The organism is Pedobacter miscanthi (assembly GCF_032678605.1).
GTDB classification, from domain to species: Bacteria; Bacteroidota; Bacteroidia; order Sphingobacteriales; family Sphingobacteriaceae; genus Pedobacter; species Pedobacter miscanthi_A.
This window is the reverse complement of the sequence record NZ_JAVTSU010000014.1, coordinates 40,921-64,257: the sequence shown is the minus strand read 5'-3', so window position 1 is coordinate 64,257 and position 23,337 is coordinate 40,921. Positions and strand designations below refer to the sequence as shown.

General features: G+C 39.3%; 18 protein-coding genes and 1 pseudogene. 7 read left to right on the top strand and 12 right to left on the bottom strand.

The genetic code is table 11. The features are described from left to right. Positions 1–4 precede the first annotated feature (4 nt). From R2R28_RS20145 to ffh, 3 genes and pseudogenes are all read right to left on the bottom strand, one after another. Entirely contained in the window at positions 5–676 is a 672-nt protein-coding gene (locus tag R2R28_RS20145) for a hypothetical protein (RefSeq protein WP_316827462.1), read from the bottom strand. 59 nt (positions 677–735) lie between these two features. Further along, a pseudogene (locus R2R28_RS20140) lies at positions 736–1,080 on the bottom strand (magnesium chelatase domain-containing protein); the annotation flags it as partial. Between the two features lie 295 nt (positions 1,081–1,375). Continuing rightward, positions 1,376–2,713: a signal recognition particle protein gene (gene ffh / locus R2R28_RS20135; protein WP_316827461.1), complete on the bottom strand. Its 1,338-nt coding sequence runs from the start codon at positions 2,711–2,713 to the stop codon at positions 1,376–1,378. Positions 2,714–3,076: 363 nt separating this feature from the next. Here ffh and R2R28_RS20130 point away from each other — a divergent pair, with 363 nt between their 5' ends. Continuing rightward, positions 3,077–5,497: a DUF5916 domain-containing protein gene (locus R2R28_RS20130; RefSeq protein ID WP_316827460.1), complete on the top strand. Its 2,421-nt coding sequence runs from the start codon at positions 3,077–3,079 to the stop codon at positions 5,495–5,497. A gap of 47 nt (positions 5,498–5,544) precedes the next feature. Here the strand turns inward: R2R28_RS20130 and R2R28_RS20125 are convergent, their stop codons facing one another. Beyond that, positions 5,545–6,534, bottom strand: coding sequence for an AraC family transcriptional regulator (locus R2R28_RS20125; protein WP_316827459.1), 990 nt, complete (start codon positions 6,532–6,534; stop codon positions 5,545–5,547). A gap of 96 nt (positions 6,535–6,630) precedes the next feature. Here R2R28_RS20125 and R2R28_RS20120 point away from each other — a divergent pair, with 96 nt between their 5' ends. After that, positions 6,631–7,362 (top strand): hypothetical protein, encoded by a 732-nt coding sequence (locus tag R2R28_RS20120; protein ID WP_316827458.1) that lies wholly within the window; start codon positions 6,631–6,633, stop codon positions 7,360–7,362. A 5-nt stretch (positions 7,363–7,367) separates the two neighbouring features. Here the strand turns inward: R2R28_RS20120 and R2R28_RS20115 are convergent, their stop codons facing one another. The 7 genes from R2R28_RS20115 to ruvX form a co-directional block, all read right to left on the bottom strand. Then, positions 7,368–8,372: a DUF3078 domain-containing protein gene (locus R2R28_RS20115; protein ID WP_316827457.1), complete on the bottom strand. Its 1,005-nt coding sequence runs from the start codon at positions 8,370–8,372 to the stop codon at positions 7,368–7,370. Positions 8,373–8,465: 93 nt separating this feature from the next. Beyond that, the gene (locus tag R2R28_RS20110; RefSeq protein ID WP_316827456.1) at positions 8,466–8,789 is read right to left on the bottom strand and encodes a hypothetical protein; all 324 of its coding nucleotides are present in this window, start codon (positions 8,787–8,789) and stop codon (positions 8,466–8,468) included. Continuing rightward, the gene (locus R2R28_RS20105) at positions 8,786–9,538 is read right to left on the bottom strand and encodes a hypothetical protein (RefSeq protein WP_316827455.1); all 753 of its coding nucleotides are present in this window, start codon (positions 9,536–9,538) and stop codon (positions 8,786–8,788) included. The genes R2R28_RS20110 and R2R28_RS20105 overlap by 4 nt, the downstream gene beginning before the upstream one ends. Before the next feature lie 48 nt (positions 9,539–9,586). Beyond that, complete coding sequence (locus R2R28_RS20100) at positions 9,587–10,429, bottom strand: glucosaminidase domain-containing protein (protein WP_316827454.1); 843 nt, start codon at positions 10,427–10,429, stop codon at positions 9,587–9,589. A 119-nt stretch (positions 10,430–10,548) separates the two neighbouring features. Then, positions 10,549–11,220: a glucosaminidase domain-containing protein gene (locus R2R28_RS20095; RefSeq protein WP_316827453.1), complete on the bottom strand. Its 672-nt coding sequence runs from the start codon at positions 11,218–11,220 to the stop codon at positions 10,549–10,551. Between the two features lie 107 nt (positions 11,221–11,327). Then, on the bottom strand, positions 11,328–11,963 hold the full coding sequence (locus R2R28_RS20090; RefSeq protein ID WP_316827452.1) for an O-methyltransferase: 636 nt from the start codon (positions 11,961–11,963) through the stop codon (positions 11,328–11,330). Positions 11,964–11,970: 7 nt separating this feature from the next. Beyond that, complete coding sequence (gene ruvX / locus R2R28_RS20085) at positions 11,971–12,387, bottom strand: Holliday junction resolvase RuvX (protein WP_316827451.1); 417 nt, start codon at positions 12,385–12,387, stop codon at positions 11,971–11,973. Positions 12,388–12,919: 532 nt separating this feature from the next. On the opposite strand from ruvX, the gene R2R28_RS20080 reads away from it, so the two are divergent. The 4 genes from R2R28_RS20080 (at position 12,920) to R2R28_RS20065 (ending at position 19,085) form a co-directional block, all read left to right on the top strand. Then, entirely contained in the window at positions 12,920–14,068 is a 1,149-nt protein-coding gene (locus R2R28_RS20080; protein WP_316827450.1) for a hypothetical protein, read from the top strand. A gap of 1 nt (position 14,069) precedes the next feature. Further along, positions 14,070–15,599, top strand: a complete 1,530-nt coding sequence (ricT, locus tag R2R28_RS20075; protein WP_316827449.1) for a regulatory iron-sulfur-containing complex subunit RicT — start codon at positions 14,070–14,072, stop codon at positions 15,597–15,599. Continuing rightward, complete coding sequence (locus R2R28_RS20070) at positions 15,568–16,059, top strand: gliding motility lipoprotein GldH (protein ID WP_316827448.1); 492 nt, start codon at positions 15,568–15,570, stop codon at positions 16,057–16,059. Before ricT ends, R2R28_RS20070 begins: the two co-directional genes overlap by 32 nt. A gap of 164 nt (positions 16,060–16,223) precedes the next feature. Then, positions 16,224–19,085 (top strand): TonB-dependent receptor, encoded by a 2,862-nt coding sequence (locus tag R2R28_RS20065; protein ID WP_316827447.1) that lies wholly within the window; start codon positions 16,224–16,226, stop codon positions 19,083–19,085. A gap of 140 nt (positions 19,086–19,225) precedes the next feature. Here R2R28_RS20065 and R2R28_RS20060 read toward each other — a convergent pair whose 3' ends face one another. Continuing rightward, positions 19,226–20,527: a UDP-N-acetylmuramoyl-tripeptide--D-alanyl-D-alanine ligase gene (locus R2R28_RS20060; protein WP_316827446.1), complete on the bottom strand. Its 1,302-nt coding sequence runs from the start codon at positions 20,525–20,527 to the stop codon at positions 19,226–19,228. An 84-nt stretch (positions 20,528–20,611) separates the two neighbouring features. Here R2R28_RS20060 and R2R28_RS20055 point away from each other — a divergent pair, with 84 nt between their 5' ends. Continuing rightward, positions 20,612–23,107 carry a M14 family metallopeptidase gene (locus R2R28_RS20055; protein WP_316827445.1) on the top strand — a complete coding sequence of 832 codons (2,496 nt, stop codon included), beginning with the start codon at positions 20,612–20,614 and terminating at the stop codon, positions 23,105–23,107. The last annotated feature ends 230 nt before the right edge of the window (positions 23,108–23,337 follow it).

The following is a 23,337-nucleotide window of genomic DNA, read 5'->3' as shown; positions in this document are numbered from 1 at the left end:
GAGATTAATAATAGAAGTATTTGCCGTTTGCAGGAATTTTTAATTCAGCTTTACCAGGTGTAAAACCTTCCATTTTGGGTATAGTTTTAAATGGATACTTAAAATTGTAAAAATGATCTTTTGGTATTTTTTTGCCTTCATCACAACTGCCATAAGTATAGGCAACGTTCACTTGTTTGGTAGAGAAATTTATGTCGTATTCATAATCAAAATCACAGGTATCATAGTCGTTCATAGTAGAACCGATCAGAAACCAATCGTTATTTTGATAACGGTAAATGTTTTTCCAGGTACTATAATGCCTGCTATTGTGGTTAAAGGTTTGTTCGGTAAGTAACGTATTATTGTTAATCTTGATTGAGAGATTTACACCTGCATCCAAGCAAAAACCGCAATCTTTATTGCTCCATAAAATGCTGTTGTTGCTTTTCCATAATTTAATTTTGCCGTCAAGCTGTTTGCAGATGTAGAGGATTCTTTTTAGCCCGTTTTTTCCGTCGGGTTTATCGGTATCAAAAGCATATACCACTTCGTCTATCCCATCTTTATCTAAATCACCCTTGGTTTCGAGCACCAATTTGTAGTTTTTTGGTTGGGTGAAATCAGGCAGAGTTTGACCGTTGCTGCTTAAAGTGATCATTAATAAATAGAAAAACGCAAAAATTGATTTTTTCATAAAGGGAGAATTGTAGATCAATAAACATAATGCTTATTAAGGTAATAAATATAAATAAACTGAATGCTTCCGTCTAAGGAAAGTTCGCCCATAATAAAGTAGTTTTCCAGTTCCTCATTGGGGATTTGCCCTGAAGCTGCTAAAATACCGATGGCAATGGGCAAATCGTACGATGAGCCTTCTTTTTTGATATCTGCAGGAGCAAGATTGACCACGATTTTTTGCTTTGGCATGCGCAAGCCAGAAATATTAATGGCGCTGGCCACGCGTTGCAGGCTTTCTTTTACTGCATTATCTGGCAAACCCACCATATAATATTTGGTGCCTGCACTGATATTCACTTCGATGGTTATCGTGAGTGCATTTACGCCATAAACAGCGCTCCCGTATGTTTTTACAAGCATTAAATTTTTTATTAAATAAAAGCAGGATGTAAATTATTCGGGGATGAATAGTGATTTAAGCTAATATAGTAAATTTTTGATTATTTCACATTTCGAAGGATCGTCATTGCGAGCCAATTTTTCATTGGATGAGGCAATCTCTATTGTGAAATCTACTAAAAGATTGCTTCGTCGGCCGAAAAAGCCTCCTCGCAATGACGATTCATCGTAAACAAAAAATCCCAATCATTGCTGATCGGGATTATATTTTCGGTTTACCAGCCTTACGCCCTAAACCTTCTACCTTAAACCTTTTTTATCTTCCAAATGGCATTTTAGGCATACCTTTCATCATTGCTGCTGCGGCTGCCGGGTTAGAAAACTGTTTCATCATTTTACGCATATCTTCAAACTGTTTAATCAGCTTAGTTACTTCTTCTACCTTGCTGCCCGATCCTTTTGCAATACGCAAACGGCGGCTTTGTTGAATGCTATCTGGGTTTTCTTTCTCAAATGGAGTCATTGAATTGATAATTGCTTCGATTGATTTAAAGGCATCATCCTGAATATCTACATTCTTCATCATTTTACCTACACCCGGTATCATACCCATCAAATCTTTCATGTTACCCATTTTTTTGATCTGCTGGATCTGGTTGTAGAAATCGTTGAAGTCGAATTTATTCTTGCGGATTTTCTTTTGTAATTCTGCTGCCTCTTTCTCGTCGAACTGCATTTGTGCACGCTCAACAAGTGAAACCACATCACCCATACCCAAAATACGCGATGCCATACGATCTGGATAGAAAACATCCAATGCTTCCATTTTCTCGCCGGTACCGATAAATTTAATGGGTTTGTTAACCACCGATTTAATCGATAGGGCTGCACCACCGCGGGTATCACCATCTAATTTGGTTAAAACAACACCGGTAAAATCTAAACGATCGTTAAATACTTTGGCTGTATTCACCGCATCCTGACCGGTCATCGAATCTACTACAAACAAAATTTCGTGCGGCTGGGTTTTGGCCTTCACCTCTGAAATCTCGTTCATTAACGATTCATCAATAGCTAAACGACCGGCGGTATCAATAATGATTACATTATTTCCGTTTTGTTTACCATGTGCAATACCTTCTAAAGCAATAGCAACTGGATCTTTCGAATCGCGGTTGGCATAAACCGATACACCAACAGAAGTTCCTAAAACCTCTAACTGATCTACAGCCGCCGGGCGGTACATATCACCCGCAACCAATAAAGGTTTTTTGCCTTTACCTTTTAAGTGTAATGCCAGTTTACCAGCGAAGGTAGTTTTACCCGCACCGTTTAAACCTGCAATTAATATAATGGTAGGATTTGCTTTGGTATCTAACTCTGTAACTTCACCACCCATTAAGGCCGCAAGTTCATCGTTCATTATTTTGGTAAGCAATTGGCCTGGAGAAACGGCTGTTAGTACGTTTTGTCCTAACGCTTTCTGCCTCACATCATCGGTAAATGCTTTTGCTGTTTTATAGTTAACATCGGCATCCAATAATGCTTTGCGGATCTCTTTCATGGTTTCTGCCACGTTTATTTCCGTAATGCTGCCTTGTCCTTTTAATACTTTAAATGCTCTGTCTAGCTTGTCCTGTAAATTATCAAACATCTTTTTTTAAGCTAAAGCCTTATGCCGCGTGGCAAAAAGCTAGGTGTTTTTAATAAAAAGCAAATGTATCAAATTTTGCTTGTAAATCGCTGCACCTCAAAGTCAAAAATCTTTTTTTGAAAACGGGCGTTCTAAGGCATTTGGCGGCCTGCAGCCCCGCATACACTAAAATCTTTTTGTGCTACTGTTGTGCTAAGTTTGGAAGCCATGCAACAAAAAGTATTTCCGTTTCTGTCGGGTTTAGGCACTGCGGTTTGCTCCCTAAACAAAAGAGGATTAATGAATGGGTTAAATTTGGTGTTTTTTTCTTTTGGTGCAACATTTTGTTTTGTAAACAGTCTTATATCCAACTAACCTAAACGAATGAAAAGCTGTATCCTCCCTATTTTAATATTTATTTGTACTTTCTGTAAGGCGCAGGATGTTTCTAAACAGAAGCATTTAGATGCTAAAAGAACCATTCAGATTCCTAAAATTGATGGTGTTTTAGATGACAACTGTTGGAACAATGTGCCTATTGCTACTGATTTTATTGAAAATAAGCCTAACCCTGGAAAAATTGAAACTCAGGATAAACGTACCGAAATGAAGGTAATTTATGATGACGTTGCGATTTATGTTTATGCCCGCATGTACGATCATCCTGATAGTGTTTCGCACGAACTGGTTTCAAGGGATAATATTGGTAACGCGGATTTTATTTCCATTATTGTAGATCCCTTCTATGATAAAATGAATGGAAACGGATTTTTTGTTACCGCTGCTGGTGTGCAGTTTGATGCCAAATACTCGCAGGTGGGCGATGAAGATTCGAACTGGAATGCCGTGTGGGAAAGCGCGGTTAAAATAGATGATAAGGGCTGGACTTGCGAGATGAAAATTCCTTATTCGGCCCTTCGTTTTTCGGGTAAGGATATTCAGAATTGGGGACTGAATTTTAGCCGGAGGATCCAACGGAAAAACCTTCAAACCTTTTGGAACTTTGTTGATCCGAAAGTAAATGGTTTTATCAACCAGGAAGGTCTTTGGATGGGGATAAAAGACATTAAACCACCTTTAAGGTTATCTTTTTCGCCCTATATTTCGGCGTATGTAAATCATTATCCGGCTAATTTGCCAGGCGTAAAAAATACAACATCGCGTTTTAATGGGGGAATGGATGTAAAATACGGAATCAACAACAGTTTTACGCTGGATATGACATTGGTGCCCGATTTCGGTCAGGTTCAATCCGATAACCGGATCCTAAACCTCACTCCTTTTGAAGTAAAATTTAACGAAAACCGGCAGTTTTTTACCGAAGGAACGGAGCTTTTTAACAAAGGCGATCTGTTTTATTCGAAACGTATTGGCTCTATCCCATCCTATTACGATTACAGTGGGCTGGGCAGCGATAAAATTGTAAAAGACCAAACAGAAGCCAAGGTTTTAAATGCTACAAAAATTTCAGGCCGGACGGCAAAAGGCCTTGGTATCGGAATTTTTAATGCGATAACCAATAGTATGGAAACCGAGGTGGAAGATGCGCAGGGCAATGTCCGTATGGTAGAAACCCAGCCACTTACCAATTATAATATCCTGGTTTTCGATCAGTCGTTAAAAAACAACAGCTCGGCAACATTTATCAATACCAATGTTTTAAGGCAAGGTTCGGCTTACGATGCAAACGTAACAGCTTTACTGTTTAACCTGAATAATAAAGGCAACAAATATTTTGTTAATGGTGCAGGCAAAATGAGTTATTTACGGGGTAAAGAACCCGGTACCGGATATAGTTACGGGTTTAAGTTTGGTAAACAGAGCGGTAATTTCCTCTGGAGTTATTCGCAGCAATACGCCGATGATAAATTCGATCCCTCTGATTTGGGCTTTTTTACCAATAACAATTTTTTAGATCAGGTGGCGGATTTCCATTATAACGTTTATAAGCCTAGCGGCTGGTACAATCAGTTACTAAGCTACTTTAATATTTTATACTCGCGGAGAGCTACGCCTGGCAGCTTTCAAACTTTTTCTGTAGAAGGTGGACCTTACGTTCAATTCAAAAACCTTTGGTCGGCAGAAGTAAATGGTATTTATACCGGAGCAAAAAACGATTTCTACGAATCGAGAAACGGGCAGGTATATAAAGCACCCGAAAGCTACAGCTTCGTTTTATACATTAACCCTAACCGTGCAAAAGCGTATAATTTTGGTGGAAACATCCGCTACAGAGAACAGGAGCTTTTTAAAGGGAAAGAATATAATTTTTACTTTTTTCAGAACCTGCGGATAAATGATAAAATCGCCTTTGGTTTAGACCTTAATTTTAACCCGAACTACAATTATGTAAACTGGGTTACGGCCCAGGGCGATAAAGCCATTTTCTCCAAATACGACCGCCGAACGGTAGAAAACTCCTTCGATGCGAAATATACTTTTACCAATTTAATGGGTTTTACGGTGGTATTGAGACATTATTGGAGCGATAGAAGGAATAAAGAATATTTTCTGCTTAAACCAGATGGCAATTTAACTGATTATACCGGAACGCCGCTAAATGGATTGGATAGAAATTATAACGTGTTCAATATCGATTTAATTTATACCTGGCAGTTTGCTCCGGGCAGTACACTTTCAGTTTCTTATAAAGACGCGGCAGAAACTTACGAGACTTATTATACACAGCGGTACAACAAAAACCTGAGCGGGATTTTAAATGCGCCGCAGAATAACAGCCTTTCGGTAAAGGTTTTATATTATGTAGATTATCTTGATCTGAAGAAAAAAAGAAAAAAGGCTTAAACCTTAGCTTGTTGGAAGCGTTCGAAGACTAAAGACTTGGGACTAAACTAACGTGCTTTCCCCGGGCTTATTCCAAACTTCTTGCTAAAGGCATTGCTAAAGTGTTGTACCGAAGAATAACCCAATTCGTCAGAAATATTTTTGATGTCTTTGCTGTTGTCGGCCAGGAGTTCTTTGGCTTTCATCAGTTTATAATCGCTTAAATAGCCAAAAACGGTATTTTTAAACACTTCTTTAAAGCCGTGTTTAAGTTTAAACTCGTTTATTCCTGCAATTTTGGCCAGTTCGGTTAAACATGGCGGATGGTTGGCATTGGCCAACAAATATTCCCTTGCGTAATAAATCCGTTCTTTATCGTAAGCCGATTTAAGCGCCGGGCGCTCTGTTTTTTTTGCGGCTTCTTCAAAAGCTTGTGCCTGCAGGGCCAGAAGCTCTAAACATTTAGATTGAAGGAACAATAATTTTAATCCGCCTGTAAAATGGCAGTTCATGATATCGTTGATGCAACTATGCATGGCTAACGTAATAGGCAGATTTTCTGATGAAATTTCTACTGAACGGTTATTCATGATATTTTCGGCAAAATTCTTTAACAGAACACTGCTTTCGCTGGTTAAATCAATAAAACGTGACCGTTCGAAATTGACTTCAAAAAATTTATGGGCACCTCCTCCTGTAAATTCTGCCATCCCGTCAAAATCAGGACTGTAAATGATATTATGTTGGTTTGCTTTAATATCCAAACGTTTGTTGGTGAGGTAATTTTCCATAATCCCGCCACCGGTAAGTGCAAAATGCAGTTCTACCAAATCAGGTTCATCAAAAGATTTAATGCGAAGGCGGCTTTTTTTTACCACCATATCGCCGTAAACAATGTAAATACCCGAAAAAGCTATCTGCACAATCTCCGCATCACCAAAAGGAAAGCTATATTTATCCCTCCTTTCGGTTACCAGCGCCTGGTTATAGTTAGAAATATCAAACTTATTTCCTACCACATAATATTTATCGTCACCATCGTAAATGTTTAAGGCCATAAAATCCTTTTGATATAAACTTTAATCCTTTTGGTATAAAAAGATCCGTTTTTTAGACAACTACTTTTGCTCAAAGTTACTAAACAAAAGAATACGATGCCTAAAATACCTTCATGGCTGGCCAACACAATGGAAAAAGTGATCAGCAATAAAATATATCAAGTAGAAGTTGTAGAAATCAAAATGTTAAGCAGCAACTTAAAGTCTGTTACCTTTAAAGGCGATTTTTTTGATGCCAGATTTATACCCGGAAATGAAGTGCTTTTGAGGGTTAATGCCAACGAATACAGGCATTATACTTTATCAGCTTTCGACGAAGCACACGAAACCTGTGAGGTGATTTTTTACCTGAACAGACAGGGGCCTGGCCATAGTTTAGCCGTAAATATCCAAAAAGGAGATCTTTTGAGGCTTATTGTAGATCGTGCAAAAGTAAAATACAATGAAGAAGCGAATCAGCATTTCTTTTTTGGCGACGAAACCAGTTTAGGCCTTTACGAATCACTTGGAAAAAAAGTAATTGATGAGAATGTGGAATACTTTGGCATTTTGGAGCTTCAGGAAGAAAACCTCAGTTCTGTCGATCAGCTTACGTTATTAATTGATACTGTACCAGCCGATGTTAATGCCCCTGCAAAAAATGCCATTAACTGGATGGAAAACATGCACCCCATATGCTGGGAAATGTGGCAAAATGCCACATTTTATTTAACAGGCAGGGCCAAATCGGTACAGGAGTTTAAAAAATACCTCAAACATAGAGGCGTAAGCTTTAAACAGATTATTACCATGCCTTATTGGGAAATTGGAAAAATTGGTGGCGGATAATTACGCTACCTCGGGAAGGTGAACCCAAAACCCAGTGCCAGCGTTTGGTTGGCCTGGATTTTATTTGTACCGGTATCATCATCAAATAAAAGCACCCCAGTTAAACTGGTATTCATAAACCGGTTGATTTTTGCCGTTAAAGCAATATCTAACCTGTGATCGATTTTACTTGCCTTAAAATCCTTGTACGGGATAAACATGGCGTACCTGGCTTTTAAGTTTGTATTGGTGAAAATGTCTTTATCAAAAGCACTTACAATCTGGAAAGCCAGTTCGTTTTTAAATTTTTTGCCTTTTTCTACCGCGTAAACTTCGTTTTTACTATCGTATACCGCGGTATCGAGTACAAAAGTTTGGCGGGCAGTACCTGTACCAATACGGGTAGAGAAATATTTAACAGGTTTATACTCAAAACCGATCGATTCTGTTAAGTAACCCGGAGCCATAAATTTCGAAATTAAAACCGCCTGCTCGTCGCCGTTTCCATCTCTGTAATACCTGAAACCTTTATCAAACTGGGATTCGAAACTTACCGACCCAAAAAAGAACCAGCTTTTAGATAATTGAAAAGAAGCCTTGTTATCCCAAAAAATACGGTCGTTGGTTTTCTTTTGCAGCTGATCTTTATTTTTGATCTTACCGTATTGCAAAACCAACTCACTTACATAGCTATAACTGTTTTTGTTATATTCTGCTTTCCAGTTTACCAAACCGCCAACGGCTACAGAGTTGGTACCACCACCTTTCCAGTTATTGCTAAACTGTGCCTGGTTTACATTAATACCGATACTGGTTTTGGTTTTCCAGTAATTAATTTTTGCGTTAACCACCAGAGGTTTAATTTTTACCGGCTCAAAATTTAACGGGCCCTGTCTGCTTGGCAACGGACTGCGTTTCAATTTTATATTCAGGTCTTTTGTATTGATGGGAATGGTATCAATTTCCTGTGCATGTAATTGAGTAGAGCAGAAACTTAGAATCAGGATGATGGCAGCTAAACAGTTCTTCATTATTACAAAGAAAAAGAAAAATTTTAGAGATAAAAAGCATTTAACGAAATGATTGTCAGATTGACAATTGAATTTGAAACAAAAACAGGCCTGTCAGATCGATTTGATCCAGCCATACCAATTGCCGTTTTTTAAATAATTCAGATCGTTTTCATGATCATAGGCTTCCTGCTCGAAAATGATGTTCCGGTAAGCCAGGTGGTGGTTTTGATATTTAAAAAGGTTAATCAGGTAGTTTAGAAAATACAGGAGATAGAAAGGAAAAACAAGCAATTCTAACTGCTGGCGTAAATGAATTTTCTCGTGGTTTATAATTTCCTGATCGTTTTTAAGCCTTTCTGATTTTAACAGGATAAAAGGAAATATAGCCATGCCAGCGGCCGGAAGTTTTTTAACGATGATAATTGGCGTCCTCACAGCTTATCGATGGTTATTTTGGGTAATGGAGGCAATTGAAGCGCTTTCGGATTTAACCGGTAGCTTTTATAGGCATTTCTGATAAACTGATTAAAAGAATAATCTGTCGCATCGAGTACAAATTGATAAGTTGGTCGATACTGCTGCATAAAATCAGTCAGCTCATCACCCTGTATGCCCAAAACCTGCCGTACCAGGTTGGCGTTAAACCGGTAATCAATCAAATCTTCGCGGTAATCTTTCTCCAGGATTTTTTGCAGGTGGCGGGCATTTCTTCCCTGCCTGCTCAAGAGGTTATAAATGGCATCGATACCCAATCCTACTCCCCCATTGCCCAGGTTTAACAAATCTTTACTGCTGCCTTTCATGGTTTGATAGCGGTATTCCTGCACGTTTTTTTCGTAAAGCTGCTGCGGTGTTAACCGCTTTTGCTGGATGACTACATCACGCAGCCTGATCCCCAGGGTTTTAAGCTGAAAATACATCGCCGTTTGCCCTTTAAACACCATGGTATCTACCCCATAGCCCGATAGTGCGGCCACTAAAGTATCGCCTGGATTAGCGAAAGTGCTAAATTCTCCTTTTGTATTGTTGTATAAACCATCGCCGGTGCGGATGTTGTAAATATATACCTTGGCCAGGCGCTGTTTCGTTTCTTTGTCAATAACAATCCCCTGCACAGGTTTTGTTTGTGCAAAAAGCAGCGTAGAGAAGCCTATAAAGAGAATAAGGGTGAAAAAAAGTTTCATTAGTTTACAAAACTACAAATATCTGGCAGGCAATGTTTGTCCTTAACATTATTTAACCTTAAGTACCTGGCCCAATTTAATTCCATCTGTAGTTATTCCGTTCAGCATTTTTAATTCATCTACGGTTAAATTAAAACGTTTAGAGATATTGTACAACGTATCGCCCTTTATAACGGTATAGGTGCCATCTGCAAGAATTGGCTTTGCACCCGGAGGAGGGGTTTCAACCGGGGTAAATTTAGCTTTTTCCTGCGGGATATTCTGGTTGATTTCTGAAAAAACCCTGTCTTCTCGGGCAATTTTCTGTTTTTCGCTTTCCGATTGATCATACTGGTAAAGCTGGTATTTCTCAATAGTATTGATCAATAAATCAGGGTATTTTGGATTGGTCGCATAACCTGCTGTTTTTAGTCCCTGCGCCCAGCTTTTATAGTCGTTTTTATCTAATTGGAACAGGAAACTGTAACGTTTACGTTTTAAAAATTCAGAATGGTCCCTAAACGATTCACGGGCATCCTTATACACCCTGAAACAATCGTTTTTCTGGTCATCATCACGGAAATAGTTTTTTCCTTTCCATTCAGATGTACATTTAATACCGAAGTGGTTGTTGGCATATTTAGCTAAATCGCTGTTCCCGCTACCCGATTCTAGAATCCCCTGTGCCAAAGTAATACTCGCGGGGATACCGGCTGAGTTCATTTCCTCTATTGCTACACCTTTAAATTCGTCGATATAACTTAAGGTATTATAACTTTTGTACGAATTGTTATTGGCTTTATTGGCGGCCTTTTCGATCTGCTTGTTGTTTTTAGAAAATTTCCGTGAACCGCAAGAGCTTAAAAAAACAAGGATTGCCGCTAATAAAATAAAATGGTTGAATGAACGCATTGGTAGCTATATGGTTAATTGTTTAAATCGGTTAACTGTGAACTGAAAATTGTAAACTGAAATGGGTTAATTGTGAAATTCGACTTTGAACTCAAGACTTTAGACTGATGACTCCCAACTCAAAACTTAATCTTCTGTCCGGGTTTTAAATTTGCTTTTTTAATGCCGTTTTTCTGCATTAGTTTTTTAACTGTTGTACCTTTTTTCTTTGCAATGATACTTAAGTTATCGCCAGATTTTACGGTATAAGTTTTCGTCGTTTTTCTGCTTCTGCTGCGATGGCGTACAGGTACAGCATAAACTGGTTCTTCATATCCTTCGGGCCTCTCGTCGTACTGGTATAGCTCATATTTTTTGATCAGGCCTATTACCTGGCTCGCCCAGCTTCTGCTGCGTGCATAGCCGCAACGGCGGATGCCATAAGCCCAGCCCTTATAATCGTATTGATCATATTTTGCGAAAAGATTGTTGAAAGGCTCACGCGTTTCCATAATCTCTACAAAATGGCTGTAAGATTCATCCGCATTTAAATAATCGCGGTAAGAAGAGCGGATTTCTGCATTATTATTAGGACCTTTTACACCAAAGTGGTTATTAAGGTGCTGTGCAATTTTGCTGTTTCCTGCTGCCGATTCGTGTATCGCAACAGCTAAAATAACACTTGCCGGAATTTTATGATCCCGCATCAGGCCTTGTGCGTATTCTACATGCTCTGCTATATAATCGTCGGTATCTTGTGCTTTGGCAATAATTCCCGATAGTAGGAACAGGCAAAAAGTAAAAATCTTCATTGTCATGGTTTTTATATTTTCGTCATTGCGGGGAACGAAGCAATCCTACAACGATCGCTGGTCAACCCGGTGCTTTAAGATTGCTTCGTTCCCCGCAAAGACGATTTTTATATTTTCCTAATCACAAACAAGCCATCCCTAACAGGTAAAATTAATTTCTCAACCCGTTCATCTGCAGCTATTTTATCATTAAAACTAGTGATATTTCTGGTGTCTTTGTCTTGTTTCTCCTGGAGTACTTTTCCACTCCATAGTACATTATCCACAATGATGATCCCGCCCGGGCGTACACGGTCGAAAATCAGATCGTAGTAAGTACCGTTGTTTTTCTTGTCTGCATCAATAAAAACGATGTCGAACACTTCGTCTAAACCCGCTATTGTTGTGGTTGCATCACCCAGGATGTAATTGATCTGATCGTTATATACTGATTTGGCGAAGTTATTCCGCACCATATCCTCAAGTTCTTCATTAATATCTAAGGTAAAAAGCTGACCGTCTTTGGTTAAACCCTCTGCCAGGCATAAAGTAGCATAACCGGTAAAAGTGCCAATTTCTAAAATCCTTTTGGGAGAAACCATTTTGCTGAGCATGCTTAAAACCCTGCCCTGGTAATGACCAGAAAGCATCCTTGGCATTAAAACTTTAAGGTTGGTTTCGCGGTCTATCTGTTGCAGCAATTCGCTTTCAGGTTCGCAGTAGGCAATTAATAAATCTTGTAAATCGTCGTTTATCAGGCTCATTTGTTGGTTATAAACGGTTACTTTCCATAAAATATTGTAAAATGATGGTTGCCGCGATGGTATCCACCCGGTCTTTATCCCTTCTGTCCATTTTTTTTAGGCCACTTTGCATAATGGCCTGGTGCGCCATTTTAGAGGTAAAACGTTCATCAACCCAGTGCCTGGGGATATCCGGAAAGGATTTTTTTAACAGCGTGGCAAAACCTTTTACATGTTGTGCCGAATCAGATGGAGAACCATCCATTTGTTTAGGATCGCCCAGTACAAAAGCCTCTATCTGCTCGGTAAGCATATATTTTTTAACGTATTCGATCACATCTTTCGGATGCACCGTATCCAGGCCTGTTGCAATAATTTGCAAAGGATCGGTTACCGCCATACCGATGCGTTTTGTTCCGTAATCAAATGCAAGGATCCGTGCCATAAGTTAAGCGCTGGGTGTTTGGCGTAAAGCGTTTATCACCGTTTAAAAAAATAAAAGCCCAAAGGTAAGCTTTTTGAAATAATCGGTATAAACCTGCAAGGTTTACTTATAATATATGCGCCGAAAACTTAATAATCGGTTTTTTTGCATTTTTTGGAAAGCAAAACCTGTAGTGCCTGGGTAAGGATAGTCTTGCTGTACGCTTTATCCCGATGAAAAATCGGGACCGCTTCCATCAGGTTTAGTTAATATAGGCTGCTACAGCTTGGGTGGGGCTGCTGGGCAGACTATTTTAATTTTTTCTTTCCTAAAAACCACCCGCTTTGTTAAATAAACCTGATAGAGCGGAAAGCCCGGAGCGAAGCATGAGTGAGGACTTGGAGAGATAGCAGGGCTGCAACCGCCATTAAAACGGAACCTTTCATTTTAAAAAAATAACGATACATCTAAACCTCACAAGTTTTTGTACCCAAAACGTAAGATCATGGTCACGAATGTGTGAATATCATATCTATTTCTTATTTTGCACCAAATGCAGTTTAAAGAAATCATAGGACAGGAAAGAGTGAAGCAACAATTGGTGCAAACGGTTAAAGAAAACCGCATTAGCCATGCGCAGCTTTTTTTGTCGCCTGCTGGCTCGGGTGCGGTGCCGCTGGCCATTGCCTATGCACAATACATTAATTGCCTTAATAAAGGCGAAAATGATAGCTGTGGCGCATGTTCGAGCTGCAGAAAATACGAACGGTTGATCCATCCCGATCTGCATTTTTCTTATCCTTTTTTTGCTTCTGCGAGTGTAAAAACTGCTGTAGATGTGTTGGAAGAATGGCGTGGAATGTTAATGCACGATCCTTATTTTGATATAGATATCTGGCGATCAAAACTCGATGCAGCCAATAAACAAGCCAATATTAACATTGCAGAGTGCCACGACATCATTAAAAAACTAAGTTATAAAGCCTTCGAGGCCGAAACTAAGGTTTTAATTATGTGGCTGCCTGAATATTTGGATAAAGCCGGGAACGCTTTATTAAAATTAATAGAAGAACCACCTGCAAATACCCTGTTTATTTTAATTGCGCAAAGTCAGGACCAGATTTTAACGACTATTTTATCAAGAACGCAGATTGTTAAAATTCCGAAATTGTCATCAGACGAAGTGACCGGATTTTTATTAAATAGCAGTGAGTTAAACGAAAACCAGGCCATTGATTATTCCTTTTTGGCTGATGGAAATTTAATTGAAGCAAAAGCTTTGGCTGCCGATACCCAGAGCGACAGTTCGGGCACCTTTACCGCCTGGTTAAGGATGGGTTTTGGCAACAAAGTTCCTGATCTGATCGAGTTTACCGATGAGGCGGCGAAGTGGGGAAGAGAAAACCAGAAGAATTTTTTAAAGTATGGTGTAAATTATTTACGCGAATGCTGTTTGATTATAAGTGGCGCCGAAGAATTGGTGAAATTGCCGCCCCTTACCTTCGAAACGGCTAAAAAACTCAGCACACACGTACTTACCCTACCTATGGCAGAGGCCATAATTGGCGAGCTGGAGAGGGCACATTACCACATTGAAAGAAACGCAAACCCGAAAATTCTGTTTTTAGATGTATCTTTACAATTGGTAAAAATTATCAAGTTTAAAACGCTCCCTGCGGGGACTCAATATATATACAATTAATATGGGATGTGGAAGTTGTTCTACAGGTGGTGGTTGCACCCCTAACGGATGCAAAAGTAATGGCTCATGTGGCACCGGTGGTTGCCAAACGATGGAAGTTCATGATTGGCTGTCTAATTTGGATATGCCTTCTAATTATAAACCTTTTCAGGTTACAGAAATTAAATTTAAAGGCTCACGCAAGGAGTTTTTCCTCAATAACGACAACATTTACCTCGAAATTGGAGAGCTTGTTGCCGTTGAAGGACCAACTGGTGGTTTTGATGTAGGACATGTTTCGCTTACGGGTGAACTGGTTCGGATCCAGATGAAACGCCGGAAAACCGCGCTTGATCAGGTAACCAAAAAAATCTATCGTAAGGCTACAGAAGCTGATGTAGAAAAATGGAATGCAGCCAAAGGGATGGAATGGGAAACCATGCATAAAGCCCGTAAACTGGCACTTGATCTCCGTTTGCAGATGAAAATCAGCGATGTGGATTACCAGGCAGATAAAACCAAAGCCACTTTCTTTTATACCGCTGATGGTCGTGTGGATTTCCGCGAGCTGATTAAAAAAATGGCCGAGAGTTTCCGTATCCGGATCGAAATGCGCCAGATCGGGATGCGCCAGGAAGCTGGTCGTTTGGGCGGAATTGGCTCTTGCGGTCGCGAATTATGCTGTTCTACCTGGTTAACCAATTTTAAAACGGTTTCTACAGCAGCGGCACGTTATCAAAATTTATCATTAAATACCTTAAAGCTCGCAGGCCAGTGTGGCAAATTAAAATGCTGCTTAAACTACGAGCTGGATACCTATCTGGATGCTTTAAAAGATATTCCGGATCGGATTGAAAACCTGGATACTGAAGCCGGTTATGCCCGTCACCAGAAAACCGATATTTTCAAAAAAATTATGTGGTTCAGTTACCAGGGTGACGAAAACTGGATTCCGGTTAAAGCTGCCCGTGTTAAAGAGATCATGGCGATGAATAAGGCTGGCAAAAAAGCGCCAAACCTTAAAGAAGAGGCTGTACAGATTGCTGCTCCTGTTATAGTAGAAAAATCTTTCGATTATGAAAATGTGGTTGGTCAGGATAGTTTAACCCGTTTGGATGAACGCTCGCGTGGTAAAGGCAACCAGAACAAGAACCAGAAAGGCAACCGCAGCAATAACCAAAATAGAAGAGAAAGAGTACCTGTAGGAGAGAAAAACGCAGGGCCAAATCATAAACCCCAGCAAGGTAGTCAGAAACCTCAACAGGGATTAAAAACACAACCCCAAGGGCCAAAACCGCAACAAAATGCAGTTCAGAAACCGCAACAGGTAGTGCCAAAACCACAACATGTTACCGGACCAAAACCTCAGAATAATAAACCTAAACAACAACCGCAAGCCCCAAAACCTGTTGTAGCTAAAGTTGAAGGAAGTGTTGAGGCAGAAGGCGCAAAACCGGAACAGAGCAAAAACAAGAACAGAAATAACCGTAGGAAAAACAATAACCGCCGAAACAATAATAATGGCTCAGAAAATAAACCTGCTGCTGAATAGAAAGCCAGTATTTTTACTCGGCTTTTTATTAATGACCTTGCTTTTTGTTGGTTGTACCTCAAGCGTAATTGACAGTAACGTTGAAATTGCCAATCGCAGGTGGACTTACCGTAACCATATTACAACACCGTTTGAAATTAAAGATAATAGTAAGGCTTATAATATCTATTTTAAGTTAAGGCATACTGCCGATTATAAATATGCCAATATTTTTATTCTTGCCCATTTTAAAGATGGCAAAAAGATGGTAACCAGACGTTATCAGTATAAATTGGCTAAAAATGATGGAGAATGGTTGGGAAGTGGCTCCGGCAATGTATTTAGTTACACTTTACCCATGCTCACCAACTATCATTTTCCCCGAAATGGCAAGTTTGAGATCGAAATTGAACAGAATATGCGCGATAATCCGCTTCTGGAAGTAAGTGATGTGGGTGTTTTGGTTGGCTTAGCCCAATAATTAGTTGTTTTCTTGTCTGAAATTTAATTTTCGCAATTTTTCCTTTGTTTGTCTTTAATTATCTACAGAAAAAGCAGCTTATTTAGTATTTTATTCTGTATCAGATAGTTATTGTATGGAGATGTGTAATAATTTTGTTATTATTGTTTATAAACCTATGAACTATGATAAGAATATTACTCAAAAACTCCCTCCCTATTCTTCTTCTTTTAATTTCAACCCAGCTATTTGCCCAGGGCTTAAAAGGTAAGGTCACTGATTCAACGGGCATGGCTATCCCGGGGGCTACTGTTCAGGTGGTTGGTGCTAAAATTGGTACATCATCTGATGGAAATGGACTTTACGCTTTAAAATTCCCGGCCGCAGGAGCCTACAAAATCCGGATTTCGTTTACTGGTTATCAAATAGCCGAAGTAGCTGTTCAGATTGATAACACTATTAAAACGATGGATTTTGCGCTGCAGGATGCAAAAGAACTGTTAAGTGATGTGGTGGTAATAGGATCAAGATCCACACCGAGAACGAATATTGAAAGTGTCGTCCCCGTCGATTTGATTTCTACAAAAGACGTCAAGGTGTTTGCCCAAACCGATTTAACACAGATTTTAAATTTTGTGGCACCATCTTTTAGTTCTAACCGGCAAACGGTTTCTGACGGAACCGATCATATCGATCCGGCATCTTTAAGGGGCCTGGGACCCGATCAGGTTTTGGTACTGGTAAATGGAAAACGCAGGCACACCACAGCATTAGTAAACATTAACGGTACGTTTGGGCGTGGTTCTGTTGGAACAGATTTAAACTCCATTCCGGTTTCCGCAATTGAGCGAATTGAAGTATTGCGTGATGGTGCTGCGGCACAATATGGTTCGGATGCCATTGCAGGAGTGATCAATATTGTGTTAAAAAAGGTAACACCTTATAGTTTTTCCACCTCTTTTGGGCAATCATCTTCCAATGCCCTTGGCCGCGATTTTAGCGACGGCAGAACTTTTCAGGTTGATTTTAGTAAAGGATGGGCATTTAAAAATGATAAAGGTTTTATCAATTTTGCTGCGCAATACCTGCAACGTGGTTATACCAACCGCGGTGGCTTGGATACCCGTCCGTTAATGTATTCGGCAAACCCAACTAAAGGTCCGGCTGAAACAGAAGCCGCTTTTCAGGCTCGTTTTGCCAGTTTAAAAGCTGCAGATGACGCAAGGGCTGCGGCAAATGGTTTGGATAGGAACAACATGCGTGTGGGTAACTCTGACGCTAAAAATGGTGGCGGTTTTTTAAACGGGCAGTTTAATTTTGGTAAAACTACCCAATTATATTATGCCGCAGGCTTTACTCATAAAACAGGTAGCGCAGCAGGTTTTTATCGTTTGCCAACGCAAACTAGCCAGATAGATTTATCCATTTACCCTAACGGCTTTTTGCCTTTTATTGATACCAAGATCAATGATTATTCATTCTCGGTTGGCATGAGGGCAAAACTCTTGCATGATTGGGATTTGGACATCAGCAATACCAGTGGAGAAAATACAATAGCATTTAATATCAATAATACAGTAAATGCCTCTTTGCCCACAGGAACAAGCCCAACTTCATTTTATGCCGGCGAATTGTTGTTTAGGCAAAATACCAGCAATCTTGATTTAAGCAAAAAACACCTTTTTGATGGTGGGTTTTTAACTTCATTAAATACCGCGTTTGGAGCTGAGTTCAGGATAGATAATTATCAAATCAAAGAAGGTGAATTATTGTCTTATTCTAACGGTGGCCGACTGATAGGAACGTCTCCTACCGCTTCAGGCGCACAGGTTTTTCCGGGCTTTAAACCGAGCAATGCGTTGGATAAATCGAGACACAACGTAGGTGCTTATGCAGATTTCGAAGCCGAATTTGGACCAAGGGTAACCTTAGAAGCTGCAGGTCGATACGAGAATTACAGCGATTTTGGTTCGAACTTTTCTTACAAATTTACGGGCAAGGTGAAACTTTTTGGCGATGTTTCTATCCGTGGGGCTTATGCCACAGGGTTTAGGGCGCCATCTTTACATCAGCAATATTTTAATAATGAGAGTACACAATTTGTGGGCACAAACGCAACCCAGGTTTTAACCGTAAATAATGCAAACCCAATTGTTGCACAGTTTGGGGTTGGCGCTTTAAAACCAGAAATCTCTAAATCTGGTAGTTTAGGTTTGGCGGGTAAAATTGCTAAAACCTTTACTTTCACCATTGATGCATATAATATCGATATCAGTGATCGGATTGTTTTCTCCAGCCAATATGCCCGCGAACGTTCTGGTAATGTTTTAGTGCCAACAGGCGTGGTGAACCAGATTTTAAATACGGTAGATCCTACCGCACAGATTAATAGTGTACAGTTTTTTACCAATGCCATTACTACAAATACAGCCGGGATTGATGTAGTTTTAACAAACAGATTTAATTTAGGTGCAAAAAGCAGCTTAATTTTAAGTGTTGCCGGTAACGTAAATAAAACGGTAGTGAGAAGTATTCAGGGTTCTGATAAAATTGAAAGTGACCCAACCTTAAAAGCAAAATTATTCGATCGGTTAGAACGTTCGCGTTTCGAAAGTTCTGTGCCTAAAAATAAGTTGAACATTACTGCAACTTATAACCTAAATAAATTGTCGTTCGTGGCCAGAACAGTACGTTTTGGAGAGGTTACCTATTTAAATGCCATCGATCCGAATATTGCTGCTAATGGTTTGCCCACCCAGCTGGATCAAACTTTTGCCCCGAAATGGGTAACTGATTTCTCGGTAAGTTATGCAGCAAGTAAAACATGGTCGGTTACGGTTGGCGCCAATAATATTTTTGATGTGTATCCCGATAAATTATACATCGATCCGCGTGATAACCAAAATAACCTCAGTGGTAATGCCGCGAGCAATTATTCAGGAGGTTTAGATAATACTTCTAATGGCAGGTTTCTGTACCCAAGAGCTGTAAGCCAGTTTGGTTTTAATGGCAGGTATGTTTATGGTAAAATTGCCTGTACATTTTAAGGGAATGCCTTCAATTCTAATGCTTTAACCACAGATGCACACAGATAAACACGTATTTTATCTGTGTGCATTCTTTTTATCTGTGGTTAATTAAGGTTACCCTTTATAAAGTTAAATGTATTTGGCCTAAGAAATTTAAACTATAAATATTGCAACAAACTTTCCAGTTTCATCCCTCTCGATCCTTTCAATAATACCAGGTGGTTTTTAACCGGGTTTTTATCCAGATATGTTGCCGCTTCGGTTGGCGTTTCGAAAAATATACCCTTTATATCGTTTTTGTATTGGTAAAAGTCTTTTCCAATAAAAATGATTTGATCTAATCCGCTTTTTGCTGCCTGTTTTGCAATTAATTCGTGCTGGCCAAGCGATTCAGGACCCAACTCGAACATATCGCCTAAAATAGCCGTTTTTTTATCCGCTGATAATACTGAAATATTCTTCAGTGCGGCCGTCATACTGCTTGGATTGGCATTGTAAAAATCGCAGATTACGGTATTGTTTTCTGTTTTGGTTAATTGCGAGCGGTTATTTTTGGGTTGATAGTTTGATAAGCCAGTATTAATTTCTTCGGGAGCCATATCAAAAAAATCACCTATACAAATGGCCGCAAGAATGTTCTCGAAATTATAGCTGCCGGTTAAATTTGTTTTTACCGATGAGGAGACATCGTGATTGGTCCACTCTACCTCAATAAACGGATCGCTACTTTTTAAAGCCCCTTTAATGGTGTTACCGTTTTCGGTGCCGTAATAAATCAGTTTATTTAATCCCGCAACTGCACTCATTTCCAGCAAATTTGCATTGTCTCGGTTAATAAAAGTATAACCATTTGTTGCTTTTAAATAAGCAAACAACTCTGCTTTACCCTTTTTTACGCCTTCAAAGCCCCCAAAACCATCTAAATGTGCCATACCTACATTGGTAATAATGCCATGTGTAGGTTGTGCAATGGTGCACAGCAATTCTATTTCCTTTTGGTGGTTGGCGCCCATTTCAATTACTGCAATCTGAACATCTGCGGCAATGGACAGGATCGAAAGTGGCACACCAATGTGGTTATTCAGGTTGCCAGAAGTGGCAAAAGTTTTATAACGTTCCGCCAAAACAGCATTTACTAATTCTTTGCTGGTGGTTTTTCCATTACTGCCTGTTAAACCAATAACCGGGATATTTAATTGTTTGCGATGATGACGGGCCAGATCCTGTAAAGTGTTTAATACATCCCTTACCAATAAACAATTATCATGCAAGGCATATTTTTCTTCGTCGATTACAGCATAAGCGGCTCCTTTTTCGATCGCCTGAACAGCAAATTCGTTGGCATTAAAAAGATCTCCTTTAAGGGCAAAAAAGATACAACCCGGTATAATATTTCTTGTATCGGTAGAAATAACAGGATTTCCTAAGTAGTAATTGTATAATTTTTCGGTTGTAATCATGCTGATCGTAAAAAATGTGATGTAAAATTAAGCTTTAGCAACAACAAAAAACAAAATTAGTACATTAGGTAAAATTATTTTAACATGAAGAGACTGTTAACGTTCTGCCTAATCTCCCTTGGTTCTATTTTTTTCGTACAGGCCCAATTAAAATCTCCTGATGATTTTTTAGGCTATGCCCTTGGCTCGCACTTTACTCCGCACCATAAAGTAGCCGAGTATTTTAGGCAAACAGCTGCGGCTGCCCCTAAAAATATAAAACTGATAGAATATGGAAAAACGAACGAAGGCAGGCCGCTGATGGTGGCCGTGATTTCTTCTGAAGAAAATATAAGCAAGCTTGAACAGATTAGAAATAATAACCTGGCTTTAACAACAGGAACAAATACCAGTGTAGATTTAACCAAACAGCCAACCATACTTTGGCTGAGTTATAATGTGCATGGCAATGAGGCAAATTCTACTGAAACTTCGATGAAAATGCTTTATACCTTAGCATCGGGCACCAATAAACCCGCTACTGAATGGCTAAAAAATACCGTTGTAGTTATAGATCCTTGTTTAAATCCTGATGGAAGAGACCGTTATGTAAATTATTTTAATAGTGTGGTGGGTAAAACGCCCAATTCCGATCCATCTTCAAGAGAGCATATCGAGCCCTGGCCAGGTGGCAGACCAAATCATTACTATTTTGATTTAAACCGCGATTGGGCCTGGCAAACACAAATAGAAAGCGTGCAAAGGCTGGCCCTTTATAACCAATGGATGCCACAAGTACATGTTGATTTCCATGAGCAGGGTTATAACGAACCCTATTATTTTGCACCTGCCGCTGAACCCGTGCATCAGGACATTACGCCATGGCAAAAAAGTTTTCAGGTGGTGGTAGGTAAAAACAATGCTAAATATTTTGATGCCGAAGGCTGGCAATATTTTACTAAAGAGCGTTTCGATCTGCTTTATCCTTCTTATGGAGATACCTATCCTTTATATAACGGCTCAATCGGTATGACTTATGAGCAGGGCGGAATCAGAGCAGGGCTTTCTGTGGTAACCAACGATGGCGATACCTTAACCCTAAAAGACCGTATTGCACACCACTTTACCACAGGTATGTCGACATTAGAGGTAACTTCAATTAGTCATAATAAACTTTTAGAAGAGTATAAAAAATATTTCCAGCAGGAACTGGCCAATACCCCGGGCATTTACAAAAGTTATATCATCAAACCAACCAATCTGTCGCGTTTAAAAAAACTGGCAGAACTCTTAACCAAAAATAAAATCGAATTTGCTTATGGTGGCGATAAAACCGGCAGGGCTTACGATTATGATACCCAAAAAGAAGAAAACTTTACCATTGGCCGTAACGATTTAATTGTGAATGTTCAACAATCTAGGGCGGTTTTAGCTAATGTTTTGTTAGAGCCGCAAACCTTTGTAACCGATTCTAATACCTATGATATTACGGCCTGGGCTTTGCCGTATGTATATGGATTAAAAAGTTATGCCAGTAAAGAAAGTATAAAAGGAAAATTTACTTCATTAGATGAGCCTAAATTGACGGGTAATGAGGTGGATAAACCTTTGGCCTGGTTATTTAGCTGGGGAACAACAGAAGATGCCCATGTTTTAATTGCCTTGCAAAAAGAAAATATAAAAGTAAGGCAGTCCGACCAGCCTTTTTCGGTTGGTGGTAAAGATTACCCTGCCGGAACATTAATTGTTTTGCGTGCTGAAAATGAACGGTCGATTAAAGGTGTAAAAGATAAAGTTGCCTTTATTGCCAAAATGCTCGATAAACCAATTCAGGCGGTGAGCAGTGGTTTTGTAGAAAAAGGAAAAGATTTTGGTTCTAACGTTTATCCTTTACTAAAACAGCCGAAAATTGCTGTTGTATCAGGAATGGAAGTTTCATCTTTAGCTTTCGGCGAGGCCTGGTTTTACCTGGAGCATGATTTAAACCTTTCGCCTAGTATCATCAACGCTAAAGATATTAACAATTTAGACATCAACAAGATCAATACACTTATCCTGCCCGATGGAAGTTATAGTCCCTTTATTGGAGATGGTTTAACCTCCTGGCTAAATAAAGGCGGTAAATTGATTTTGATGGAAGATGCCATTGAAAGCGTGTTCGAGAAAAAAGGATTCGATATTAAAAAGAAAGAAGCTGTTGTAAAAAAAGACGAAAAACCCGAGGTAAATAAATTGCTTTTTAAAGATAAAGACAGAGATGATTTTGAAACCACCATTCCTGGTGCAATTTATAAAATTAACCTCGATGCCACCCACCCATTCTCCTATGGTTTAGGTAAATTTTATTACAGCTTAAAAACAGACCGCAAGATTTATGAACCTTTTACTAAAGGCTGGAATGTGGGTTTAATCAACGATAAAAGTTTAATGGCTGGTGTAGTGGGTAAAAAAGCTCGTGAGGAACTTAAAACCGGATTGCTGATTGGTGTGCAGGATTTTGGCCGCGGACAGGTGGTTTACCTGGCCAACGATCCTCTGTTCAGGAATTTCTGGGAAGGTGGAAAAACACTTTATGGCAATATCTTATTCTGTAGTTACTAAACTCAATCTCCAGAAAATAAACGGCCTTGCAAACTAAATTGTAAGGCCGTTTTCTTTTTTAATTGAATTTCTTAAGCGGTAAAAATTTTCAATAAATTTTTGAACGTAAGAAAATAATGTATCGTTCGTAACGATTCACCCTTGAATTAAAATAAACTTTGGAGATCATACTCCATAAAGATCACATCCTCAGAAGTGCGCAACGCATTTAATTAATCTTTTAACTAATT